The 25,209-nt window shown below is 43.7% G+C and carries 25 protein-coding genes; 5 read left to right on the forward strand and 20 right to left on the reverse strand.

Annotated elements, in window-relative coordinates:
* Window positions 1–19: 19 nt before the first annotated feature.
* From AC58QM_RS04175 to AC58QM_RS04195, 5 genes are all read right to left on the reverse strand, one after another.
* A complete protein-coding gene (locus AC58QM_RS04175) occupies window positions 20–1,006 on the reverse strand; it encodes an NAD-dependent epimerase/dehydratase family protein (RefSeq protein ID WP_497281660.1) in 987 nt (328 codons plus the stop codon).
* On the reverse strand, window positions 1,003–1,722 hold the full coding sequence (locus AC58QM_RS04180; protein ID WP_497281662.1) for a copper homeostasis protein CutC: 720 nt from the start codon (window positions 1,720–1,722) through the stop codon (window positions 1,003–1,005). The genes AC58QM_RS04175 and AC58QM_RS04180 overlap by 4 nt, the downstream gene beginning before the upstream one ends.
* 125 nt (window positions 1,723–1,847) lie before the next feature.
* Window positions 1,848–2,009: a hypothetical protein gene (locus AC58QM_RS04185; RefSeq protein ID WP_310224019.1), complete on the reverse strand. Its 162-nt coding sequence runs from the start codon at window positions 2,007–2,009 to the stop codon at window positions 1,848–1,850.
* Between the two features lie 117 nt (window positions 2,010–2,126).
* On the reverse strand, window positions 2,127–2,783 hold the full coding sequence (locus AC58QM_RS04190) for a deoxynucleoside kinase (protein ID WP_497281664.1): 657 nt from the start codon (window positions 2,781–2,783) through the stop codon (window positions 2,127–2,129).
* 117 nt (window positions 2,784–2,900) lie between these two features.
* Window positions 2,901–3,044 (reverse strand): DUF3900 domain-containing protein, encoded by a 144-nt coding sequence (locus AC58QM_RS04195; protein WP_497281666.1) that lies wholly within the window; start codon window positions 3,042–3,044, stop codon window positions 2,901–2,903.
* A 78-nt stretch (window positions 3,045–3,122) separates the two neighbouring features.
* Here AC58QM_RS04195 and AC58QM_RS04200 point away from each other — a divergent pair, with 78 nt between their 5' ends.
* A complete protein-coding gene (locus AC58QM_RS04200; protein WP_497281668.1) occupies window positions 3,123–3,353 on the forward strand; it encodes a hypothetical protein in 231 nt (76 codons plus the stop codon).
* 62 nt (window positions 3,354–3,415) lie between these two features.
* Here the strand turns inward: AC58QM_RS04200 and AC58QM_RS04205 are convergent, their stop codons facing one another.
* Window positions 3,416–5,599, reverse strand: a complete 2,184-nt coding sequence (locus AC58QM_RS04205) for a PAS domain S-box protein (RefSeq protein ID WP_497281670.1) — start codon at window positions 5,597–5,599, stop codon at window positions 3,416–3,418.
* Window positions 5,600–5,782: 183 nt separating this feature from the next.
* On the opposite strand from AC58QM_RS04205, the gene AC58QM_RS04210 reads away from it, so the two are divergent.
* Window positions 5,783–6,718 carry a zinc dependent phospholipase C family protein gene (locus AC58QM_RS04210; RefSeq protein WP_497281672.1) on the forward strand — a complete coding sequence of 312 codons (936 nt, stop codon included), beginning with the start codon at window positions 5,783–5,785 and terminating at the stop codon, window positions 6,716–6,718.
* Between the two features lie 94 nt (window positions 6,719–6,812).
* Here AC58QM_RS04210 and AC58QM_RS04215 read toward each other — a convergent pair whose 3' ends face one another.
* Window positions 6,813–7,502 carry a uracil-DNA glycosylase gene (locus tag AC58QM_RS04215; protein WP_497281674.1) on the reverse strand — a complete coding sequence of 230 codons (690 nt, stop codon included), beginning with the start codon at window positions 7,500–7,502 and terminating at the stop codon, window positions 6,813–6,815.
* Between the two features lie 20 nt (window positions 7,503–7,522).
* Window positions 7,523–9,775 carry a type IA DNA topoisomerase gene (locus AC58QM_RS04220; RefSeq protein WP_497281676.1) on the reverse strand — a complete coding sequence of 751 codons (2,253 nt, stop codon included), beginning with the start codon at window positions 9,773–9,775 and terminating at the stop codon, window positions 7,523–7,525.
* Between the two features lie 530 nt (window positions 9,776–10,305).
* Between AC58QM_RS04220 and AC58QM_RS04225 the strand changes: the two genes are divergently transcribed.
* Complete coding sequence (locus tag AC58QM_RS04225) at window positions 10,306–11,277, forward strand: SDR family oxidoreductase (protein ID WP_497281678.1); 972 nt, start codon at window positions 10,306–10,308, stop codon at window positions 11,275–11,277.
* A gap of 91 nt (window positions 11,278–11,368) precedes the next feature.
* On the opposite strand, the gene AC58QM_RS04230 is transcribed toward AC58QM_RS04225, so the two are convergent.
* Both AC58QM_RS04230 and AC58QM_RS04235 read right to left on the reverse strand, forming a co-directional pair.
* Window positions 11,369–12,202 carry a hypothetical protein gene (locus AC58QM_RS04230; RefSeq protein ID WP_497281680.1) on the reverse strand — a complete coding sequence of 278 codons (834 nt, stop codon included), beginning with the start codon at window positions 12,200–12,202 and terminating at the stop codon, window positions 11,369–11,371.
* Between the two features lie 273 nt (window positions 12,203–12,475).
* Complete coding sequence (locus AC58QM_RS04235) at window positions 12,476–13,339, reverse strand: LysR family transcriptional regulator (protein ID WP_497281682.1); 864 nt, start codon at window positions 13,337–13,339, stop codon at window positions 12,476–12,478.
* Between the two features lie 367 nt (window positions 13,340–13,706).
* Here AC58QM_RS04235 and AC58QM_RS04240 point away from each other — a divergent pair, with 367 nt between their 5' ends.
* Window positions 13,707–14,447 carry an SDR family oxidoreductase gene (locus tag AC58QM_RS04240; protein ID WP_497281683.1) on the forward strand — a complete coding sequence of 247 codons (741 nt, stop codon included), beginning with the start codon at window positions 13,707–13,709 and terminating at the stop codon, window positions 14,445–14,447.
* 114 nt (window positions 14,448–14,561) lie between these two features.
* Here the strand turns inward: AC58QM_RS04240 and AC58QM_RS04245 are convergent, their stop codons facing one another.
* From AC58QM_RS04245 to AC58QM_RS04285, 9 genes are all read right to left on the reverse strand, one after another.
* A complete protein-coding gene (locus tag AC58QM_RS04245; RefSeq protein ID WP_497281684.1) occupies window positions 14,562–15,350 on the reverse strand; it encodes a GNAT family N-acetyltransferase in 789 nt (262 codons plus the stop codon).
* Window positions 15,351–15,485: 135 nt separating this feature from the next.
* Entirely contained in the window at window positions 15,486–15,959 is a 474-nt protein-coding gene (locus AC58QM_RS04250; RefSeq protein WP_497281686.1) for a DinB family protein, read from the reverse strand.
* A gap of 133 nt (window positions 15,960–16,092) precedes the next feature.
* Window positions 16,093–16,755: a type 1 glutamine amidotransferase domain-containing protein gene (locus tag AC58QM_RS04255; RefSeq protein ID WP_497281688.1), complete on the reverse strand. Its 663-nt coding sequence runs from the start codon at window positions 16,753–16,755 to the stop codon at window positions 16,093–16,095.
* Window positions 16,756–17,006: 251 nt separating this feature from the next.
* The gene (locus AC58QM_RS04260) at window positions 17,007–18,059 is read right to left on the reverse strand and encodes a glycosyltransferase (RefSeq protein ID WP_497282747.1); all 1,053 of its coding nucleotides are present in this window, start codon (window positions 18,057–18,059) and stop codon (window positions 17,007–17,009) included.
* Window positions 18,060–18,160: 101 nt separating this feature from the next.
* Window positions 18,161–19,246 (reverse strand): tetratricopeptide repeat-containing glycosyltransferase family 2 protein, encoded by a 1,086-nt coding sequence (locus AC58QM_RS04265; protein ID WP_497281689.1) that lies wholly within the window; start codon window positions 19,244–19,246, stop codon window positions 18,161–18,163.
* Window positions 19,247–19,473: 227 nt separating this feature from the next.
* Window positions 19,474–19,800: a DUF1904 family protein gene (locus AC58QM_RS04270; RefSeq protein WP_497281691.1), complete on the reverse strand. Its 327-nt coding sequence runs from the start codon at window positions 19,798–19,800 to the stop codon at window positions 19,474–19,476.
* Window positions 19,801–20,119: 319 nt separating this feature from the next.
* A complete protein-coding gene (locus AC58QM_RS04275; protein ID WP_497281693.1) occupies window positions 20,120–20,656 on the reverse strand; it encodes an MOSC domain-containing protein in 537 nt (178 codons plus the stop codon).
* A 56-nt stretch (window positions 20,657–20,712) separates the two neighbouring features.
* Entirely contained in the window at window positions 20,713–21,372 is a 660-nt protein-coding gene (locus AC58QM_RS04280; RefSeq protein ID WP_497281694.1) for a PIG-L deacetylase family protein, read from the reverse strand.
* A gap of 27 nt (window positions 21,373–21,399) precedes the next feature.
* Complete coding sequence (locus AC58QM_RS04285) at window positions 21,400–21,879, reverse strand: glutathione peroxidase (RefSeq protein WP_497281696.1); 480 nt, start codon at window positions 21,877–21,879, stop codon at window positions 21,400–21,402.
* A gap of 186 nt (window positions 21,880–22,065) precedes the next feature.
* Here AC58QM_RS04285 and AC58QM_RS04290 point away from each other — a divergent pair, with 186 nt between their 5' ends.
* A complete protein-coding gene (locus AC58QM_RS04290; RefSeq protein WP_497281698.1) occupies window positions 22,066–24,228 on the forward strand; it encodes a HelD family protein in 2,163 nt (720 codons plus the stop codon).
* A 97-nt stretch (window positions 24,229–24,325) separates the two neighbouring features.
* Here the strand turns inward: AC58QM_RS04290 and AC58QM_RS04295 are convergent, their stop codons facing one another.
* Entirely contained in the window at window positions 24,326–25,168 is an 843-nt protein-coding gene (locus AC58QM_RS04295; RefSeq protein ID WP_497281699.1) for a DegV family protein, read from the reverse strand.
* Window positions 25,169–25,209: the final 41 nt, after the last annotated feature.

Genomic DNA, 25,209 nt, shown 5'->3' on the forward strand with positions numbered 1-25,209 from the left:
CCCGGCGGATAGACAACTCTCAGTTCTTTGCTCCTGTGAAAGCTTCCCAATCCCGCAGCAATTGCTCCTCACGCTCAGGCTTCAATCCAGCAACTCTAGCCGCCGCCGGATCACGACTTTGTTCCCAAGCCAGTGTATCTCTAACTGTTTCGCCCAGCGGCCTAGTTTTTAATCCCGCGTGGAACGCTTTCGAGTTGTTAAGCTGCAACATGCCGATTAAGCTATCGCTTGGCAGCCAGAGCGGCAGTTCCATCCAAGGACCCACTTCTTGTGCGACTAAAAATTCTTCCGTCACCCAGGTGATCTTTGAATCGTTGTCACTAGACCTACAAGCATTCACAAGCTCTTCCATCGTGTAATCACTACCACTAGCATGAAAAGTCCCTGTGACTCCTTGCTCAATCAACGCCAGCGTCCATGCTGCAAGGTCTCGCACATCTACGAACTGAAGTTTCCTTTCTCGCGGCAGGGGAACGACAACGTACCCCCCTCGCTTCAAGCGAGCTGGCCAGTATGTGAATCGATCTGAGGCGTCATTCGGACCAACAATGAGACCTGGCCGAATAATGAGCGCTCCCTGTGGAAATGCCTCTTCAACGACCTTCTCACATTCTGCTTTTAGCGCTCCATAACGCTGTCCTGGATCTGCCGCGTCCTCTACGCGCAACACTTCAGCCGTTTCATCTAAATGAACTTGCTTTAAATTCGCATAGGCAGAAACGGTAGAAATGAATGTATACTGCTTCGCAATATGCTTTAATGTGTTCGTGGAAGCTTCAACGGACTCCGGCTGATAGCCACTTGTATCAATCACCGCGTCCCACTCAAAGCCACGCAATTTAGATAAATCATCATTCCGATCTCCTAGGATGTGCCGAGCTTGTGGTAGGGCATGCGCATCATGCAGACCGCGATGGAATAAGGTCACTTCGTGCCCTTGCGCGAGCGCTTCTTCCGCCAGTGCCCTTCCTAGAAATTTGGTGCCGCCAAGAATTAGAATGTTCACAAGTGTTCCTCCTTAAGATTCGAATGTTGGATGATTTCATCTAAAAGCATTCTTGCTATCCGCACCTTATTTTCATCAACGGGCTCGTTCACACTGCCATTTTCTCTAACTGCAGTGCCTAGGTGAACACTTCGCACCCCTGTTGCACGAACGAATGAAGACAGAGTTTCAAGCGTAAGTCCACCACCTGGCAAGATGTTCAAATGGCTTCCGCTAGTCATGTCGTTGAGAAAGCGAATCTGGTCCACCGCCTGGAGGGCGCTCGAGGCACCTCCCGATGTGAGTACGGTATGAATTTGTTGATAGGACAGCAGCAACTGCAATGCTTCTGTTTGTTGCGACACTTCATCGAATGCGCGATGGAAGGTAACAGGCAAAGAAGTAGCCTTTAATAGCATGTTAAGATGATAGATATCAATCTTTAATTCGGGTGTAAGCACGCCAAATACGAGGGCATTGGCACCTGCTTGCTCAACGTGTTTGATCGATTCAAGCATAGCGGCTATATCTTCTTCTGACATATGAAATGAGCGGGCATGCGGGCGGATCATTACGTTCACGGGTATGGAGACAGAGGAAGTAATTTGATGAACAAGTGCTAACTCAGGTGTTAATCCGCCTTGCCGCAAATCCGCTACGAGTTCAATCCGATCTGCGCCTCCGGCCTCTGCTCGCTTAGCATCTAACAGTGAAGTAGCAATAACTTCTAATAACATAGTTCGAATAACCTCCACATCGATGTACATGAATGTATACTCACTCTATCATAGATTAGGCAACACAAAAAACTCCCTAATCGAAGATTAAGGAGTTGTCATGTTCGTTCGTCTTATGTATGGTCCTAGATATTCGAAGCTTTCTGCCATTGTTGTTGCTGCACTTCGACAAGCTCCAAATTGGCAAATGATCGACTAAGCTTCAACATTTTTTCCGTTGCTGCTAATTTCGGCAATGGTGCACTCATAGGCTTGCCTTTGTAACATACGATAAACAACAATTTCATCACCTTCGCTTTCTCGGATTATAACATTTGATTTGCTTTGCTACCTATAAGATTCGAAAGACCCCCTCAGGTTTGAGGGGGTCTTTTCGACAATTCGACAAATTTCGATTTTAACTACTATACGATGGCCAAATCTGATAATTTCGCTTTAACTTCTTCAACAAGTTGAATAGCATCTGCCTTACGATTAACAACATCGACGCGATCCATATCAACGATCAGAACCTCGGATGCATGATAATGATTCATGACCCAATCATCATAACCTGACCAAAGTTGACGGTAATAATCAACCAACGATTGATCCTGTTCAAAGCTGCGGCCGCGAAGTCCGATACGGTGCATAACCGTCTCGAAAGAAGCTTTTAAATACACCATCAAATCAGGCGCTTTCTTCGGAAGTTCTGCCAACTCCGACATCATATTGTCTGCCAAACCTTCGTATACATCGAACTCCAACTGAGAAATACGTCCAAGTTCGCGATTTACTTTCGCAAAATACCAATCCTCATAAATACTTCTATCCAGTACATTACGATTATGTACTAACGCCTGTTTAATGGCCTTGAATCTCGTATTTAAAAAGTGCAATTGCAGGAGAAAAGGATAACGATGTTTCTCGATCTCCTCCGGTGACGCTGTATAAAAAAGCGGTAAAATCGGATTATCATCGACACTCTCATAAAAAACATTCGAATTTAATTCTTGTCCAAGCAAAGTGGATACAGATGTCTTACCAAGACCGATCATTCCCCCAACCACAATCACTGCCATTGACCCCTTTCTCCTTCTACCCAATCATAATTTACCTACTGTCAATTCAGCAAAGCTTACCTATTATACAAGGAATTCAAACGGGAGGGAACCCTCTTTTTTTTCCTTTGCGATTCCTCAGATTCTTCGCTCGTTATTGCCGCTTACTAAATCCAAGAATAAAATTTCTAGCATCGACTGCTTATATTCTACATATTTTTGGCAATCCTCAAAGTAGTGAGCATATGAAGCCTGATGTAGATACAAAAAAATTAAAAACACAGTGTGATGATTTCATTTGCCATGCTGTCTCTATTAATAAGTGAGTTACAATCCTATCCATAAGACAGAGGTGTATCGATGATTTACGGGACTAAACTACTAGATACGGATTCAGAATTATTTGCCGCGGCGCTAACGAAAACGCCTGTATTTGTATGGTCACTCGATCAGCTAGGCGTTTATTACCAGGTAAATACAGGGATTATCAATAAATACACACCAGATCACGTACAAGTTTACAACGAAAATAACCCCGAAATATCCACTTGGTACTCAAGAGAAACATCGGAGTTTAGTATTGCTTTCTAAAACATATGAAAACCGCCGTTTCCGTATCCTTCGGTCGGCGGTTTTCTATTTTATTGTGTAACTTAAGTCACAAGATTTGGCTCGTTCTTATCCGTAGGTAAGTAGACATCAATCGTAGTCCCATAGCCCACTTGACTCTCAATGCTCATCGTTCCTCTGTGCGCTTCTACAATCTTGAAACACATCATTAATCCTAACCCTGTCCCTTTTTCCTTCGTCGTATAGAAAGGCTCTCCTAGCTGCTTCATTCTATCCTCTGGAATCCCGCTCCCATTATCTTGTGTCCGTACTCGGATCAAATCTTCCCCATGTAACGAAACAATCAATTTAATCTGTCCATCTTTTGAGATGGCTTCCATCGCATTTTTGATCAAATTGATGAATAATTGCTTCAAATGCATTTCCGAACAAGTAATTTCAGGGATTTCGGTTTGGAACTCTAATAACAATTCTACATTGCAAAGAACAGCCTGTGTATCCAACAGCGCAATGACGGATTGCAAGATCTTTTCTAAACTACTTTTCTTATAGGTAATTGCCTCCGGCTTCGCGATTACAAGAAATTCACTTACAATGAAATTAATGCGATCCAGTTCGGATAACATAATGTCAAAATAATGTTTCTTGTCTTTCAAATCATGCTGCAGCAACTGCAAGAAGCCACGGAGAGAGGTCAGTGGATTTCGAATTTCATGCGCAAGTCCCGCCGCGAGCTGGCCAGCAACGGCAAGCTTGTCTGACTTCCGAAGAAGTTCTTCCGTTTGGTTACGCTCTGTGATATCTCTAGTAATTGCAGCGAACCCGAAAATTTCACCCTTTTCATTCTTGATCGGAGTTTTTGTAATGCTTACATGGATAAGTCGACCATCTTTGCGAAGCCGCACAGACTCTTTCCCCGATATCTGCTTTCCTAGTCGAAGCTGCTCGTACATTTCTTTACGTTCATTTTCCAAATAGCTCGGATAAATCGGTAATGTACTGCCCATTAATTCTTCTTGACTCCAGCCAAAAATATGTTCATGCGCCGCATTGACAGAAATAACTCTCGCATTTAAATCCAATACACTAATCGCGTCGGACGTGTTATTAATAACAGACTCGAGCAGTTCTTTCGTCTCACGGAGCTCTATCTCCATCTGTTTCCGTTCCGTGATATCCACACACGAGCCTATAACCTCAATCATGCGCTCATTCTCCATGATCGGTCGCAAGGAGGTGAGATACGTAATTCCCCGGAATGTCGACTCAAACATCACATTTTCCTCGCCGTTCCATGCACGATGGTAATAGGCTTCTATGGAAGTCGCCAACATCGTTGGCCAAATTTCATATAATGTTTTCCCTAAAATGTGAGATGGCTGATAGCCCAACCGATACAGAAGCTCTCCGTCACACAAAGTATGGATGTAATTTCCATTTATTCTCCGGAATTTCAACGTCATTCCTTGTTGTCTTCTCACTGTGTCGTGAAGATCTTGTTGTGCGATGCGCAGCGATTCCCGGTCACGGTTGAACTGTGTGATATCTTTTGCAATTAAATACACACCATCCAATGTACCATTAACAATAATAGGTACATTTTTCACACCCAATTCAATGGTATCTCCATTCGCTTGTTGAAATATCAACATATAGTTATCATTTCGCAAATGCATACCTTCTGCTTGAACAAGATTCGGATCCTTAGGTTGAAATAAATGATGGATCAATCGTAACAGGAGTTCATCTTTCGAGTAGCCTAGGATCCGCTCCATGGCTGGATTGGCACCTTGAATGCGTCCGTGTATGTCACAAGTAAGAATACCTGCAGGATTATGTTCAATTAATGACTTATAACGTTGTTCGCTTTCCGCCAACTTTCGTTCCATCTCTGACTGTTCCGAGGTTTCCTTCACTTGAACAATGAAGGCTTGGGGCTCATTGTCTGTATCTCTTAGAACAGACATCCGCCAGTCTACATACAGCATCTTTAAATTCTTATGTTGTATGCGTATGTTCGATTGATACTCGGGCAACGCTCCAAGTTGTAGTTTTTCAAAAACAGTAACGAAATCCCCCTGTAGGGCAGGCTCTAATAATGCCTTAATATTCGTTGCAAGAAGCTCTGTCTCGGAATATCCAAGAATATCGCATAGACTGTGGTTCAATCTCAACCACTGACCTTCAAGCGAAATCAGAGCCATTCCCATTGTTGTAAATTCAAAAATCGTATCGAACGAAGGCTCCATTTCCGATTGCTTAGTCATATTTTTATCCCCCATGGTACAGGCTTTGATGTAGCCCATCATCGCTTGATAGATTCGACAATACCCGCACTAATCCTGCCTTTTTACCCTTTTACAGTGAAATTGTTCGCGAAATGTGCCCTAGGGTTTCATCCGTATGTTAGAATATAAAAATCATTAGCTCATACCTAGGAGGATGCTCCCTTGCCTAATATTTGGACACATCTCATTTTTGGACAAAAAGTTATGAACCAATTAGGTCATTCATCGATTCTGAACGATAAACAACAGCGGCATATTTTTTCATTAGGCTGCCAAGGACCTGATTTTCTTTTTTACCACAACTTCCTACCTTGGAAAAAAGATAAGACTTTAAATGAACTCGGTAGTCTCATGCACAAGGAATCCTGCGGCCCCTTTTTACTTGATCTGATTCGTCAGGTACAAGGCAGAGGCATCTATAATCCTGCCGTTCTTTACGTGCTCGGATTTATAACGCACCATGTGTTAGATCGTAATTTACACCCTTATGTATTCTATAAGTCAGGCTTCAAGAAATGGGACCACCAACGCTTTGAAATCATTATGGATACCATCTACGCAAAGCATGAACGAAATATTCAAACGTGGAAAACACCGGTCTGGAAAGAAATATATGTAGGTGAAAAGTTCCCACTCGGCATTGTTCCTGCACTTTCCGCTGCAACTGCGATTCATCATCCTGAAATGGCGTCTCAGATGCGCGACGATAACGACTGGGATATCGCCTATTTGGACATGATTCGTGCGCAACGACTATTTCATGATCCTAACGGAATTAAGCGAATATTGACATTCGGTCAAATATCACCATTGGTATTTAAGAAGAATCCCGCTCCGCTCGATTATTTCAATGAAGCGAAGACCACTTGGAACTGCCCCACTGATCTAAATGAAACTTATTCTTTTAGCGTATGGGAGCTTTTGGATACAGCAATGAACGACGCCACTCTTGTACTCCAAGCCGCCATTCAAGTACTACAACGAGGTACGGAAGCTGATTATGATGCCTTACGGGATGTCCTTGGTAACCGCTCCTATGAAACAGGTAAAGATTGCGACTTACGCTTACCCATTACTCATGTACAGCCCATTTTATAGAGAGTCCTCACACATTTACAGAACTTAAATATAGTATTCGATACCAAACTGCAGTTTGAGTCTATATATGTAAAAAAACCATGAATCTTGTCATTCATGGTTTTTTTACATATATATTTGGGATATTCCAGTCGATTGCTGTCACTTGAAGTCGTTTCAGAACCGTATTCACATTAGAAAAAGGTTTGCTGCCAAAGAATCCGCGATACGCTGATAGCGGGCTCGGATGGGCAGAAGTTAGGATCACATGTCTCGTTGCATCGATTAAAGCTGTCTTAGCCTGCGCATGGCTTCCCCATAACACAAAAATGACAGGGTTCTCACGCGCACTTAACGCTCGAATAATCTGATCCGTGAACCGTTCCCACCCTTTTCCTTTATGTGAATTAGGCTGCGCCTCACGGACAGTTAATACGGTATTTAACAAGAGAACGCCTTGTTCTGCCCAAGCTTTCAAATAACCATGCTCCGGGATGGGACAGTCTAGATCTGCCGCTAATTCTTTATACATATTTCGCAGAGAAGGCGGGATCACGGTCCCTGGTTTCACAGAGAAGCTAAGACCATGGGCTTGGCCGCTGCCATGATAAGGGTCTTGCCCAAGAATAACGACCTTCGTATCCGCAAAGGAGGTCCACTCCAACGCACTAAATACCTCATCTTCAGGTGGATAAATCGTTTGCTGGGCATATTCTTCTTTGAGAAATTGCTGCAGTTCCTTAAAGTACGGTGCTTGAAACTCCTCTGCCAAAATCGCCAACCAATCGTTCGTTAAAGACCTCACGCCGTAGTTCCCCCATCTGCTCATTCCGTGCCTAATGCACCTGTCGCGACATCCTTCAGTACTATTTTCCCATCCGTTTCTGTGCCGTCAGCCAGGACTAATTTTAGTTTGGTTGTTTTCCCTTTTTGGACGAGGGCTTGCACCTGCGTGTCCGTTAAGCTACGTCCGAAGCTTTCTTTCCAAATGACGAAGCTGCAACCTTCCTTATAATGAGAGCAGCCGTAACCTTTGCGTCCCATAAAGAGCGAGCCACCGCAGCCTGGTCGTGGACAAGTAGCGATAAACGTACTCGCTCCGTCGCCTGTCGATTTCTCAGCTGGCGATTTCTTCTTGGTTGGCGTTTTCGTTCCACCCTCACCGCGAGATGCTGACTTGGCTGAGGATGAGCCCCGTTTACCAGTTGCCTCTGGCGCATTTTCACCCTCGAAATCCGTTTTCGAAGCCCTTGCTTGCTTTCGCACTTTATCAACAATCAGTGTCGCGAATCTTTTCACATTATGCATGAACTGCTCGTCCGACGCTGTACCACGGGAGATCTCATTCAATCTGCGCTCCCATTGCCCCGTCATCTCCGGGGAAGTCAACAGCTCGATTCCCGCTCCGCGAATCAACTCGACTACCATTCGGCCCTTCTGGGTCAAAATGATTTTCTTCCCTTGCATGTCGATGTAGCCAACCTTCTTCAAGCGCTCGATGGTTGCTGCCCGTGTCGCAGGAGTGCCCAAACCGGAGTCTTTCATCGCATCGCGGAGCTCTTCATCTTCAATCTGCTTCCCTGCACTCTCCATCGCCTTCAGCAGCGTTCCTTCATTGAAATACTTAGGCGGTTGCGTGTCCTTTTCCTTTACAATCGCATCCGTACAAGTGACGTCTCCATTGGCATCTATCGAGAATGGCTCATTCACTTCGACCTCTTCGTCTTCTTCCTCTTCCTTCTCTTTGCCTTTCGTTGCCTTCGCTTTTTCCTTCTTCTGATCGGCATAAATAACTTTCCAGCCTAGCGACAATAGTTCTTTGACTGTCGTCTTGAACAGCTCTTGCTCCACTTCTGTCATAACCGTATGAACCTTGTAAGCAGCTGGCGGGTAAAATTGCGAAAGGAATCGTCTGACGATGAGATCGTACAATTTTTGCTCGTCTGGGCTAAGTCCAGAAGCTTTCTTATTCGTAGGCAAAATGGCGTGGTGATCTTCAACCTTGGTTGGATTACAAATGAATTTGTTATTAATATGAACAAGATTGCGATTCGCACCTTGAACGAGTTCATGATAAGCCGTTCCTTGCAACGCATTAAGCGCCTTATGCATGTCAGGAATATTTTGCTCGGTCACATAGTTGGAATTGGTTCTAGGGTAAGAAATAACTTTATGCTTCTCATACAAAGCTTGCGCAGTATCCAAGGTCTTCTTGGCGGAGAAGGCATATTTCCCGTTCGCTTCACGTTGCAGCAAGGTCAAATCATACAATTTGAATGGGAATTCTTTCGTTTCTTTGACTTCATAGGATTGAATGCGAGCTGCCTTCCCTTTCACTTTCGCTGCAAGCGCCTGCGCTTTCTCACCATCTGTGAAACGATCACCTTGCCACATGCCGCGATAGGCCGTGTCTCCCTGTGCAAAATGTCCTTCCAATTCATAAAATTTTAGCGAAGAGAACGCCTCAATTTGCTTCTGACGATCATAGATGAGTGCAAGAACCGGTGTTTGAACGCGTCCCACGGACAGTAACACATTATGCTTCGTCGTAAACGCTCGTGACCCATTCATCCCGATTAACCAATCCGCTTCACTGCGAGAGCGCGCGGCACGCGTCAGATTCTCGTATTCTGCCCCATCTTTTAAAGTGGCAAAGCCATTACGAATGGTTTCCGAGGTTAAATCGGAGATCCAAAGCCGTTTAACAGGTTGATTTAGCCCAAGATGACGTTGAATCAGGGAGAAAATGTGCTGCCCTTCTCGCCCCGCATCGCAGGCATTGACCAATTGATTACATTTCTTCGCCAACTCCGCAATTACCTTAAGTTGATCATAGGTACGGGGATTAGGAATCAATTTAAACTCGGCAGGAATGATAGGAAGATGATTAATATTCCATTTTTTATATTTGTCATCATACTGATCTGGTTCAGCCAACTCAATCAAATGTCCGATTGCCCAAGTGATGATATATTGCTCACCTTCAAGATGGGACCTCATATTTTTGGCTTTCGGTTCTATTGCGGCAGCTATGTTTCGCCCCATATCGGGTTTTTCCGCAATAATTAATGTTTTCAACAGGTTATCGCTCCTTAATTAATATATCTACTCAAAGATGAGAACGAAAACTGCAAACAAAAAAGGCCCGAGTTACTCCCTCTGGACCTTTTAAACAATACTTTCTTAATCCCATTATTATATCATCGGCAGATTCGTAAGTAAATATCAATTCAATAAAGCAATAGGGTAACTGGTGCTGGACGGTTTATAGTATTCGAAATATTAAACATGCTTATATTATGGCGTACTCTGGCTCATAACGGGGATTCGCATAATATGGCGGTCTAATTGAAATAACAGGCATTGGCCACGAGTAATTGATGTATTCCATCGTAACTTTTTCATTTGTACGATTAATTAGTAATGAATTTACTTGGGAACTAAAAATCAACCTCATTGGGGTCTCCTCCTTATTTAGGCATATGAGATACATTCTATTTTATTTTAGCCAAAATGATTCTCAAAGCTCTAAAAATGGCGAGAGGCATGATTTTTAGCATGAGAGCATAGATTATTTTGAAATTACAAGCTGAGGAGGACTGTCAGCTATGAGTAGTGACAATATTGAGAACGAAATTCGAGAACTGCAAAAATGGTTTGAGCTGAATAAAAAAAATGATCCATTCCCCCTTTATCCGTACTACGGGAAAATAACAAAATATGAAGAGATTCCGATTTCATTTCCAGAGCAACAACAGCTTCGACATCCAGGGATAGAAAAACTCATGGTTCCTACCCCTATCCTTGAAAATCCTAATTACAAAGGTAGTGAAAAATTAAAAGGGAAAGTGGCATTGATTACTGGCGGAGATAGCGGTATGGGAGCTGCGATAGCGATTATTTTTGCTAAAGAAGGTGCTGACGTAGCCATTTCATATTTGGATGAGCATGAGGATGCACATCGAACAAAAACGCGAGTAGAACAATTAGGACAGCGTTGTCTACTTCTTCCAGGTGATTTGCGTAATAAGCAGCAATGCATTGATATCGTGGAAAAAACAATCGCCTTTTTCGGAAAGTTAGACACGCTTGTGAATCATGTAGGTGTCCAATTTCAGCAAAACTCACTAACAGATATTTCAGATGAACAATTCGACGAAATCTTTACCGTAAATGTATATTCTCATTTCTACACAACAAGAGCAGCTCTTCCTCACTTGAAAGCAGGGAGTACAATTATTAATACTACATCAATAGTTGCTTATATCGGTCAAAAGTTATTGTTGGACTATACGGCAAGTAAATCTGCCATTGTAGGTTTCACCAGAGCACTTGCAAGTGGTGTAGCAAGTCAAGGTATCCGGGTTAATGCAGTCGCACCGGGACGGGTTTGGACTCCTTTAATTCCCGCAAGTATGACCAGTGATGAAATAGCACTGTGGGGTACCAACAACCCTATGAAGCGATCTGGACAGCCCTTTGAGTTAGCTCCTACTTGGGTTTACTTAGCATCGGATGATTCCAGTTTTGTTACCGGTCAAGTATTGCATGTAGACGGTGGAGAATGTACGAGTTCCTGATTGGTGTAACAAATATCAATGAATAAGTTATCTATTGTTAGAACATTCACGAAGTTATGTTAAATAACACCTATATATAAATGAAGTTTCATTACTTATTTACATAGTTTGGACGAATGTACAAGCGATTAAATCCTGCCAGGAGGTAGTTAGAGTATGACTTATTGTTGTTCTCTTCTCCTTCAGACGGCTGTCCCGTTTCTGCAGTGAATCCAATAACTCCTGCAGAAATCCCATCTGTTATTCGACGCTTAATTAATGCATTCTGAGCTCCACGGCCCCGATATTCCACCAATGTCGCATCAACCCCAAACCAAGCCCAGCTGTTATCTATGTACATAGCTCCACAAGCTACAGGAACACTTTTATCGTATGCCACGTATACCTTCCATTTAGGTCTTCCAACCAAGGCAGAAAACCATGGAATAACTGACTCAGGCAATCCGAACCCTGCCTGCACAACATGACCAAAGTCTGCAGCACATTGTGGTGTCACTATCTTCACTTCAAGTGAAGATTGATTGGGATGACTTACCGCAGGCGTTGCATTACGATAAAATTTTGCCAAACCGTTTCCAGTACGTTTAAGTCCTTTTGCTTGAACTTGCGTTTCAATAGTATCAAGATGTGCTGTCGGTGCAATTTGCAAGGCATATGAAGAGGCCGCATATTCATTCATCCAGGCAATTGCTAGTTCCACTTCTGCTTTGCTTGCAGGTTTTCCAATTCCTAAACCGAGGACTCGATTGAACGTAAAAATGGGAGTCGTTGGATCTGCAAGGGCAACACTCGTTCCAAAACGCGTGCAAGTAACGCTTGAATTTAGGGCATTATTATCAGTTGCCGTGGTGAATAAGTCAAACCATGCCTCTTGTTCAATCTTTTCAATCTCGATATGGGCATGAGTTACTAAGTTAGTTTCCATTCTACTTTCTCTCCTATTACCTATTTATACAACCAGTATTCTTCATCTTATAGAATTAAGATTGCCTCAGATCGCGGTTCTTCACTTCACCTAACAAGATTTCCCAATCAAGTAGAGTAGAATGGGGCTATGTTTGTGGCAATCAATATCTTCTCGATGTAGCTATACTCTAGCACTACGAGGCCGTGGATTGTACTACCGTTATGTTTGATAGGCAATAACAAAAAGTTATGAGAGATGAGTTGCTTTATAAAGAAGATTGGCGTTGCGTAATTAAATAAAGCCTAACAACAGCTTACTTACGGATTCCTCGCGAGTAATGACAGAGATTCGACGCTTCATACTAAAGTCAGAAATGGGTATGGCCTTCATCGTTTCATTGATCTGGTTAACGAAGATTGCAGGCAAAATAGCTATTCCCAAGTTGGCTTGTATAAAGCCGAGAATGCCTTGGCCTAGTTCGAGTTCTAATGCAATATTCAGTTTTTGCCCTCTAATTGCAAATTCCTTCTCAACCAACAACCGGACGTCACATCCTTCAGGTAACATAACAAAGGTTTCATCCTTTATCTCATCGAAGAATACATTCTCCTTATTTCCGAAGAAAGGATGATTGACGTTAACGAACAGTAAGAAGTCCTCCATGAAAACTGGTGTAGTGTGAAATGGATGTTTCATTCCTCGGTCATCCATAAAAATGGCATCGAGCGTTCCGTTTTCCATATTTGTCAGCAATTCAAAAAAAGTATAATACACTCTAAATTTGATATCCAAATTCATTCCTGCCTGTAATTTACCAGCAATTAGAGTGGGTAAGTATATCGTCGAGACGCTTGGCCAAGATCCAATAGTCAGGTCTGCCTTCCCTCCATCTACACTTAACGCAATCTCTCTTCTCATTGTATTGACTTCACCAATAATTTTTCTGCTTCTTTCTAGTAAAATTTGGCCAGATGGCGTCAGCGTCACGCCGCTGGACGAACGCAACAAAAGTTTCGCTCCTATATCATCCTCTAGATTGCGGATTTGCTTGCTTAACGCAGGTTGACTAATATGCAAGGATTCACTGGCTTTCGTTAAGCTCTTCAATTCCGCAGTTAACTGAAAGGATTCCAACCATTCTATCCTCATATCCATCCCTCATACCTTCTGGTTATTCCACAACAACATACGAGTAGTTCAATCCGTGTTTTATAAACACAAAACAGACGGCTATTCTCCATAGCAGTCTGCTTTGTGTTCGTTGGTTTGTTCTTTCGGCTTAATTTGTCCAGTTAAATCCATGATATTCATGGGGTGGACGTTTTTAAAATTAACTCATTTTAACAAAAATTGGTGTTCATGATTTACTAATAATCCCATCACTTCCTGTATACCTTATCTTTGTCGGAAACCCATTGGCGGTATTTTACAAGCCCTTAGGAGTGGAGTTTTGATTAATCCAAGCTATCAAAGCTTCGAAAGAAAGGGCTTAAACCCCATTCATTCACAGAGGAGATGTATCATGAGCGAAGGTATTGAGAATAAGGTTGTTCTAATCACGGGCGGCGGCACCGGTCTCGGAGCGGAGACCGCGCGCCTCCTTGCATCCAAGGGAGCGATCGTGGCAGTGGCAGCGCGCCGGAAGGACAAGCTCGACGAGGTGGTTGAACAAATCAAAGTCGCTGGCGGCAAAGCCCGCGCCTATCAGCTCGATGTAGTTGACAAGCAACAATTCAAGGCTGTCGTAGATTCGCTCATTGCCGAATTCGGCAAACTGGACGTGCTCGTCAACAACGCTGGTCTTATGCCGATCCGTCCCATGGCCGAGGTGAACACCGACGAGTGGGACGCGATGATCGACATCAACCTGAAAGGGGTACTGTACGGCATCGCTGCTGTCCTACCGGGCTTCCTTGCCCAGAAAAACGGGCACATCATCAACATCAGCTCGGTTGCCGGGATCAAGGTCTTCTCGCCTGGTGGCACCGTCTATTCGGGTACGAAATTCGCTGTGCGCGCGATTTCAGAAGGCCTGCGTCATGAAGTCGGTGACAAAGTGCGGGTAACGTCTATCGAGCCTGGAGCTGTGGACAGTGACCTGAAGTACAACACCACGGGCACGGCTCAGTCTACTGTGTTGGATTTCTATAAATCCGCCATACCCGCTAGCGCGGTGGCACGAGCCATATCCTTTGCCATCGAACAGCCGGTGGAAGTCGATATTAATGAGATCGTTCTGCGTCCAACTTCACAGGAATTCTGATCTGCTTCGTAAAGACATCATCAGTTTTGCATTGAAATAGTTAGAGTTGAAGTAAAAGTTGATGCTACTATCACACAAAGAAGCTCATGCTGATGCGATCCTATTACATAGGAATTACTTCGAAAATATAAGGATAGTCAGTTCCTTTTTAAATCCAACAGCTGGATACACACTCTTTGCCATCGGAGTAGCAATAATAACTGCTTGTTTCACTCCCTGATTCTGTATCTCACGCAACACCTGAGCAATAGCCGTTCTTGCATATCCTTTCCTACGGTAAGCTTCTGGTGTTGCGACATTATAGATGCCCACTTCCCCGCCATCCTTGAACACAGTGATTGCAGTTACAGGTTCACCTTCCATGTATCCTACGTAATGTTGAAATGCCTTGTCATGACTAGGTGCATCTACAAAAATCCGACAAAAGATATCCTGCAAGGTTTCAGGTATATCAAATCCTGCTAGAACTACTTTCCTGTATGTTTCAAGTTCTACTTCTGTTCGTACTGCCTGAAGTTCAAATCCACGAATGTGCAGATCGGAAGACCAATTTTCTAATGATAATGCGAATCCTGTCATCTCATTCTCTTCAAGTGCTCGGAACTTGTTAGCGAGTAAAGCTTTTTCAACGAGTTCATCAGCTTCATGGGAGTAAAATAACCAAAATAATTGCTGTCCTTTTTCCGTATACGAATCTTCAATTTCTTTGACTTCGTCAACAGGATCCTTTGATTCCGAACGTTTATAGGATAATACACTATTAATTAGACCAAACGAGATATTGGATTCGCAACGCTGAATGCGATCATTCTCAACGAATGAAAACAATCCACTCAACTTACTAAGTTTTTCATACGCATGAACATAATTATCTACGATTCTTTCTTTAATGTGATTAGTCAAAAGACATTCTCCTTTATATTTGTTCAAATCACTGTACACAAAAAAAAAGCTTGTTTTCTCAAGCTTTTTTGAATGCTTCTTTCAAGCGTCCATAAAGAATGCTCATTTCTAAACATCAAAAATGCCTAACAAAACTTACATACTTAGATCTACATAGAATGGTGGTTTTGCACCAAGTATACGAGCATAGACAAATAGTTGTCCTTTGTGATGCGCTTCATGCGCGACTAGACGATAAAACATTTCCTCGATCTGCTCTGTAATATCAACACCGTTAATATTTATTGTGGAGATATCCTGAAGCTTTGAGTCGGTGTAATCATTCAGCTTTTGCTCCGTCACTGGCGTCAAACGTTTCACAAGTTCACGAGCTTCAGCAATGGTCGAAGGAACTGCCGGTATATTCATGTCACGCTTCTCGATCTGAGCAAAAAAGAACTCAGGCGTCCAAGCGAGATGGTGTACTAGTTCCAGAGTGGTCATACCGCCGTCCCAAGGACTCCAGTTACCGCTCGTTTCGGGCAATTGATCAACCAATTGAATCACGCTGTTATGATGCATTTTCCAAGCTTTCAAGATTTTTTGAGCTGTTGTAAGTTGAGTTATCATTTATGAGTCCTCCTACATTTCCGAATAATTTTAGATTCCATCGGTATACTTATCATTGAGCAAGTGAATCCGAATATATTATTGGTCTCAACAATGCATATTACGCATTATATAAACGAATTTAGGTAAAATATTAATAACTTAATAAACGAATAACTTCTTTTGCGGCACTTTCCGCAGATTGTGGATTTTGACTTGTAATGAGAATCCCATCTACTTGAACATTGTCTGTCCAGTTTGGTGCTACTACGACATTAGCTCCCAATTCGCGAAGTCGTGTTTCTAATAAGAATGGCATGTACTGGTCTAATGTCGTTTCTCTTTCTTCCTCATCGGTAAAAGCGGCGATCGTTTTTCCTGCTACTAATGGAGCTCCATTCGACAATTTCACCCCAACAAGGGCAGCAGGACCATGACACACGGCAGCAACAATTTTTCCAGCTTCATACATCGTACGGATCTTAGATTGAAGTAACTCGTTATCGGGCATATCAAACATAGTTCCATGTCCACCTGGGATAAAAATAGCATCATAAGATTTAATTTCGTTCACGCTTTCCAACGCAATGGAATCGTTCAGAAATTTGGCCATATCTAACATTTCTGAGGACGTGCCTTCCAGGCTTCTATGATCAAGAGGAACTTTCCCACCTAAAGGACTTGCTATTGTAACCGTATATCCCTTATTAATAAATGCTGTGTACGGCTCGCCAAACTCTGATAACCATAAGCCTGTTTGTTCATGCTCATTTATTCTATCGGCAGTTGTAACTACCATTAAAATATGTTTTGACATTGTATTCCCCCTTAGTTTGGGCGTTTTGCTTTGGCTTAACCATACTGTAACATTAAGCAGCTATCGCTTGTACTTCAACTATGTTGGGGGAGGAATAACAAAAAGTTATGAAGGATTGAAAGAACGGATGATCTAATTTCAAATTCATTCATTACTTGCTAGAAATCAAAAAGCACCTCCACACACAATAAAGAAGTGATTAATTTGGCATAAAAAAAACCCATAAAGGGCTTTAGAAGTCTACTCAACCATCACGATGGATTAGTCAATATTTTGGCAAAATAAGCGCGATTATGAAGAATCGCAGGATGTGTAGGGTGATAGGAATATGCGATATCATTATGATGTTTAGCTTTATTCACGTCTCCGAGCCTATCATAGCACAAACATAATTGAACATGCGGCAACCAGGTCCATGCGCTATGATCTGTTAAAGCTATACTATCTTTTCCAGGCGTTTGATAGGCTTTCTCATACCAGTAAACGGCATTTGCATAGCTGCTTTCGTTAATAAAAATCGCACCGATCCGGCAACAAGTCACTGCCCGTGGCTGGTCTAACTCAAACGCACGTAATAAAGACATCATCTGGGCATCTCGATCATTCAACTGAGCGTAACAATCTGCCAAATTCAGCGTAGCATTAATTTTATCCTCTACCCAGCCATTGGTTGCAAGAAATTCTAGATAGTACGTAGTCGCTTCCTCATACTGTGCATGATCCCGTAGTTCATTAGCGAAATAAAATAAATCACGTTCACCGAATTTTTCCCCTTGCTCCAAACGTTTGCGGTAAATACGTAAATTCCTATCGGTATATTCTTTATCTTTCTTGTGAGTGATCGCTACATCACTATCAAGAAAACTGCCAGAAGCTGCTAAGTATTCATGGACAGGGCCAATCCACTGAAAATGACGATCGCGTCGAACCAAACGATTACGACGAAGTGAGGTCGAGACGTTGCCATTCGCATCAAAGCCGAGATTATATGGCATTGTTACACGATCAACTAGCGGATTCATCGTACAGATAAGGTCTAAAAAGAGCCAACGATCTCGCTCCAAGACAACATCATCCGCATCCAACCATAGGATATAGTCCATGGTCGCTTTGGAGAAGGCGAAATTCCGTGCTGCCGCAAAATGATCAATCCACTGGAAATCATAGATCTTATCCGTAAATGTTGCCGCAAGTTCTTTCGTTCGATCGGTTGAGCCAGTATCCACGATGATAATCTCATCTGGGATGCCAGCCACAGATTTCAAACACGCAGGCAAGGCGTTCTCTTCATTTTTCACAATCATGCATAAGCTAATCGTAAATTTACGATTACCTGCATTAACTGTTTTGTTCGTTCGCTTATACACGTCAATCCCCCCCTATATCGGATTGTAGAAACACAACCTCATGTCGCGCTATCCTTGTTGAGCACTTTCGCGAAATAGGCACGATTATGAAGCATGCTTGGATGCGTTGGGTGTATGTGATAAGCCTTTTCGTTATGCTCATTTGCCTTTATTTTGTCCCCTAACCGATCGTAACAGAGGCATAATTGAAGATGAGGCAGCCATGTCCATGCCGCATGATCCACTTTACCCATTAAACCTTGCGGATTCCCAAGGGTTGTTGCTGTTTCGTACCAGTAGGCGGCTAACGGGATCGCATTGTTATTGAAAAAATAAGCGCCTACTCGGCAACACATCTCTGCACGTGGCTTATCATAACTTAGCGCTCGGAAATAGGCCCGAATTTGCTGATCTTTTTCTTTTAGCACGCCATAACTATCTCCCAGTTTCAGACAGGTGGAATAGACATCCTCAATCCATCCCTTCTTCGTATCCAAGAACCGTTCATAGTAGGCAATCGCTTCTTTATGAAGCCCATGATCCCGTAATTCATTGGCAAAATAATAGAGATCACGTGGGGAGAAGTCCTCGTTAGCGGCTTCCCTTTTGCGATAGATCCGCAAATTGCGATCGGTATGTTCTTTATCTTTTTTATGTGTGACTGCAACATCAGCTGCGAAGACATGACCACCAACGATCAGAACTTCATGCACAGGCCCTTCCCACTGAAAGCCTCGATCTCGGCGAACTAAGCGATTGCGTCTCAAACTTGATGTCACTTGCCCCGCTTCATTAAAGCTCAAATGATAATTCATCGTCACACTATCAATCGTTGGATCAAGATCAGCTTTTAATTGCAATAATTTCAAGCGGTCTACTTCTTCAAATTCATCATCCGCATCCAGCCACATGATATAGGTTTGTGTAGCTTTCGAAAATGAAAAATTACGAGCGGCTCCGAAATCATCGATCCATGTAAAATCGTAGATTTTAGCTCCGAACGAAGCTGCAATCTCTTTCGTCCGATCCGTCGACCCCGTATCCACGATGACGATTTCGTCTGCAACCTCTCGTACCGAGTGCAGGCATCGCCCAAGCGATTGCTCTTCATTTTTAACAATCATACAAAGACTAATCGAAATCACCTTATGACCTCCTTCTTTCCACTTTATTTCGTTGTATTTGATATGTGGCGTCGCCCCTTCATCCTTATTCATTTTTATGTCCTACGTGATGAAAACGTTCTGTAAAGACAGCGCATGCCTAGCGGAAATCTACAACACCAAAAAACCTCTTACCCCACTTTAAAAGTGGAATAAGAGGTTCATTAGGTTTTATTGCGCACAATCACTGCCTAAACAGGGAGAATGTGTTAAATTAACTTGCCATTCCAATAATAACTATCTTCTCGGTATACCTTGAAAGCAATTTCTACCTCTGGTATGCCAAGCGACATGATATGCCTCGTCAGGACTTCGGCATAGGCATCACGAATTTCTTGCCCGCGCTCAAACCAGCCTACTTCGATAAAGGGATAGGTATCACAAACCTCACCTTGAAAGATAGAGACAGTTGGCAGACATTCCAACATGAAGTTGTCAATGCCACAGGAACAGACCTCTGCTAACTCCGCAATAAGCGCCGTGCTTATGGACTGGATGTGCGAAACGCTGATTCCTCTAATAATCATATGAGGCATACGTGCAAGCTCCTTTATTAGCTCAAGCGGTTAGGCTCTCATTAATTCCTTTATTGTCTGAAGGGAGACCCCTGTCTGATGGTATATTTCAATAAGTGTCGCGCGGGGATTTGTTCGCACAAAATCCTTCACTTTGTTCGAATCCACTAGAACTAGCTGCAAACAACTTGTACATCTAGTTTCCCATTTCGAGATGAAGACGCGTCCACATTTAAGACAATTACAAAGAGACATTCTTACACTCCCCTAGAACCGATGAATGACTTACTCTTCAAGCTCATTCGTAACAAGCGCTCCGTTTCTGGGGGTACATCAGCAATTAATTATTAATTTGGACAAGATCCCCCACTTTGAGCTCACCTGGACGCTCTACATAGGCAACAATCCCTCTAGCTTGCTGTGCCCTTTGAATAAAAAGCTTCGTAAGTAAGGGGTCTTGATAATGTTCGGCAATGATACGTCCTGGACCCGAACACGGCTCATTCTCCCCTTCACATACAAGCCCACCACCACTAGGAAGCATCATCCGGATTCCCATTGGTAGCTTGGTTAACTCGGGGACACCGCTAGTGACGATATTCGCACCCAGCCATGCCGGTTGGATCTCTTTCACGCCAATCCGCTCAGCAATTCCCTGCAGCTCCTCCACAGAAACGATACTCAGCTGACGTCGATTCATGATCTCTTGACCACGCTTGTACATGGGTTGACGAATATTCGCTTTCGCTAAAATGCCAAAATGACGATCACCTTCGATTCCGCCAAATTGGAGCTCTACACGTTCAAGTTCTCTCGTCACGAATGTCGCAGGATCGTCAGCGATAAGAATCGCTTCAATTCGTGCATGAAGAGGCATCCCCTTCACCTTCCTCTCATTCCTTCATTGATAAACCACTTTGATTCTGTGTCTTGCTATGGCCAATAAACACCATCCTGCCAACCGAGCACAAAGGCTTCCCATCTTCTTTCCGCTGGAAAATCAATAAGGTTGCCAAAGTGTCTCCCAATCGTGACATGCTGGGTTTGATGAGCTTTAAGCGCAGCGGCCTTCACAGTCCACATCGTCTCCGTATCAATTAGAATGGATGGTTGATGTCCTTGGGTCCGCATGAGTGGCGAAAATCCATAATACAATCTCTTTACACTCGGACATTCGCCACTGTGTACAGCTGCCGTAGTCGCCTTAGAAATAGCCACGTGGTCACGATGACCATTACCGCCATCTTCCGCAAACGTATAGACATTCTCCACTTCATGATGCTGAATAAATGTAATAATCTGTTGCACTAATGTTTGAAAATCAACTTCATCCAACTGACCGTCAGGCCAGCCTAGGTGCTCAACCTCGGAAATCCCCAGGATTTCCGCTGCTACTAACATTTCTTGCTCACGTAATTCGGCTAATTCCTGCCGATTCTTCGCACGCTCTAACCCTTGTCTACCTGCATCGCCACGTGTGGCAAGAAGTAAGACAACCTCTTCTCCTTCATCAGCAAGACGGCGAATCAGGCATCCGCTTAAGAATGTTTCATCATCGGGATGGGCATAAATAAACCCGTTTCGGGACCCCACTGCTCGTCCACCTCTTTTCTTAATCAATTAAGCTAAAACAGCTTCGATATCTGCACTAATGTCTGCTGGTTCTGTACGTGCACCGTATTGTTTAACCACTTGACCACTTGGATCTACTAAGAATTTCACGAAATTCCATTCAATTTCGCCCGTGCGGTAAGGCTCAGGCGTATGGCTAAGCAAATACGTATACAGCGGATGAGCATGCTCACCTTTTACATCGATCTTATCAAACAATGGGAAGGATACTTTGTAATTTAACTCGCAAAAAGCTTGAATTTCTTCATTCGTACCAGGCTCTTGCCCAGCGAATTGGTTACATGGAAAGCCAAGTACAACGAGTCCTTTATCCTGATATTGCTCATAAAGAGCTTGAAGCCCCTTATAGTGAGGGGTAAGTCCGCAAGCACTCGCGGTATTTACAATGAGAAGCGCCTTTCCTTTATATGTTGAAAGTGTTTGTGTTTCCCCTGTAATCGTTTGGACCTCGATATCATAAATCGACATGAATCTCTTCGCCTCCATTAATTAATTTGCGTACCTCCTGAGTATACCATTCCTTTCCACAGAAGCCCAAATGGTAAGGCGAAGATTTTCCCAGATTCGCTTTCTATCTCCAGTCAGGTGTGTTATAGTGTTTACCTGTTTATGATAAATCCATAGACAACATCTGATCTTAGGAGGTAACTGATCTTGGACACAAAGACTCAAAGTGCCTATCAAGAAGAACTGCAAAGGCTCGAACAGACGAATAAGGAAATCGATAAACAACTGGAACGGCTTCGCGCTACTCCGGTTTATTATGGTCCCGATTTAACTGAGCAAGCTCTTGAAGTTTTGCGTGAGAATGGCAGGCACAACTTATCCAAAGCTATTGATGAACCTTATTTCGGTCGCTTGGACTTTGAAGAAACAGGCACGGGTTCACCTGTTCCGCTTTACATCGGCAAAGCTGGCGTTGAAGACGAGCGAACGGGTCGACTTCTGGTCATTGATTGGCGCGCTCCAGTAGCAAGCCTATTCTATTCCTTCACAGGTGGTTTAGACGCTGCTTCGTATGATTCACCTGACGGTCTTATCAACGGCTTAGTCTATTTGAAACGAAATCTCGTTGTGCGCAAGCAAATTCTCCAGCGTGTTGTCGATACCTACGACCGCAATGAAGACTCCCTCTCTGTCGGTGATGAGTTCTTGCTCTACCGATTGGGCGAAAATAAAGATAACAAACTACGCGATATCGTCTCCACAATTCAAGCGGAACAAGATCGCATTATTCGTGCCGCTAAGAACACCGCACTTATTATTCAAGGTGTCGCAGGAAGTGGTAAAACGACCGTTGCCTTGCACCGACTCGCATTCCTTCTCTATCAATACCGTGAACAGGTACGGGCTGAGCGCATGATCATTTTCGCGCCCAACTCCATGTTCTTGGACTATATTTCAGGTGTCTTACCTGAACTCGGTGTCGGCAACATTCAGCAGAGTACCTTTACCGATTGGGCGCTGGAAGTGCTCGACCATGAAGTACAAATCGCAGACCAAGAGCTGACATTACAGCGTTGGTTTGCTCTGGGAAGCAAAAGGCCACCGGTCGACGACCAAGCGCCAGGACGCTTCAAAGGTGCCGTCGCATTTAAAGACTACTTGGACGATTGTCTCAGTCGCCTTGAAACAACTTATGTACCTACCGCAGACTTCTCGCCATGGGATGGCGTTAAGCTGCCCATCGCCACCATTCGCGAGTGGTTTTTCGTTGAAAACAAACATTACCCACTGATCAAACGTCGTGAGCGCGTCGTTGCGCGGATCAAGCGATGGATGGAAATCCAGCTTGAGAAGGTTTGGGAGCAAAGCTTGAAAAAAGAGTTGAAAAAGAAATCTGCACAGAAGCTCCGCACCTATCTGACGGCTTGGCCTGAATATACAGCATTCACGTTCTACAAAATGCTGTTCACTGACAAAGGTCGACCAGACAGCTTACCGGCTAATCTGCTCCAGGAGATACCGGAGTCAATCGTAACGGCATCTGCAAAGCTTTTCAAAAAGAAGGAAGTCCAACTCGAGGATCTAGCTCCTCTACTCTACATCCATACACGACTCCATGGTATTACGTCGGACCGATTATTCGATCATGTTGTCATTGATGAAGCACAAGACTTCTCACCTTTCCAAGTCGCCGTGTTGGATTCGTACACACGTAACAGCTCCTTCACGATTCTTGGTGATTTATCACAAGGTATACATGCCTATCAAGGCATTCAGGAATGGAAGGAATTTTCCAGCTTGTTCAAAGAAGAAGAAACAGGATACTTCGAACTAGAACGAAGCTATCGTTCCACAATGGAAATCATCCAGTTTGCGAATTCTGTCCTTCAACGCGGCGTAAGCAGCCCGCTGCTAGCTGTTCCCGTCTTCCGCAGCGGAAACAAAGTTCGCGTGCTGCAAACGTCACTGAAAGAACGACTGCCACTTCTACAGCAAGCGATACAAAGCTTGCAATCAGGCACCTCCAGCACCATTGCTGTCGTTGCTCGAACAGAGAAGCAGGCTCAAGAGTTGCATGACGCTTTGACGCTTGCTGGGATAGAAACCAATCTCATCACCTCTAAGCAACGTGTCTATCGAGGTGGAATTTCCGTGTTACCCGTTTATCTGACAAAGGGATTAGAATTTGACGCCGTGCTCCTGATGGACGTGACCGCGGAGCACTATGAAGCGACGCTTATGGATGCCAAACTGCTTTATGTCGGCTGTACACGTGCGCTACATGAGCTTTGGCTGCTCGTGACCGGAGAAATGTCGCCGCTAGTTACAACGGATCAAGCGGACATCACGACAACAGAGTTACCCCTGTAAAGAAACGAATTGTGTTCAACCATTCCAACTCAAAGGGAACAGAAAAAGACACCTACGCCTCCGATCATTCCGATCGAGCAATAGGTGTCTTTTTCTCTTAATAGGCGACTAATACCCCGCCTTCACCAGCATAGGTACCTATCACAGTACCCATATTGGCGAACAGTACATTGCGAAACGGATGCTTCTCCAACAGCTGAACCATGAACTCACGAGCTCTTGGTTCACAGTTACTGTGGGCGATAGCAATAACGTCCTTCTCATAATCATGCTCTTTATCACCAAGGAATGAAATTAATCGCTTCAAGGCATTCTGTGAGCCGCGAATCTTCTCAACAACCTCAATCGCGCCTTCCTCACTAGCTTTCATGAGCAGCTTAATATTCAAGACGGAAGCTACCGCGCCGCGCACTCTGTCGAGTCTCCCGCCTTTTATAACATTCTCTAGCGTATCTAAGAAAAAGAACGTACCCGAACTCGTAACGGCTTGTTGAATCGCAGCTACTACCGTTTCATAAGCATGTCCACTCTCCACCATTTTGGCTGCTTGATACACAAGTACACCCAATCCTAGCGAAGTTGTCTTTGAATCGATGACTTCGATGCGGCCAGTATAACCTTCCTCCTGCAGCATCTCTTTCGCCATAACCGCGTGATGATACGTAGAGCTTAAAGCCGATGATAGACATATTACAAGAATATCTTGATCCGACCCACCCTTCTGATACTCACTAAGGAAGTGTCCAGGTGAAGGACTTGAGGTCTTAGGCAACGCGCTCTCCCGCTTCATCCTTGCATAGAAATCAGCAAGATCCATATCTGTCGGCATACATTCCTCGCCAAATTGCACAGATAAGGGAACGATCCCTACTCCTATTTCGTCTATAGTCGTTCTAGGAAGGTCGCAGCTGCTGTCCGTGATAATCTTGATTGTCGTCATGGGGTCCACTCATTTCTTATTTTTTGGCTTATCTAGTAGTA

The sequence above is a fragment of the Paenibacillus sp. J22P165 genome, assembly GCF_059692015.1.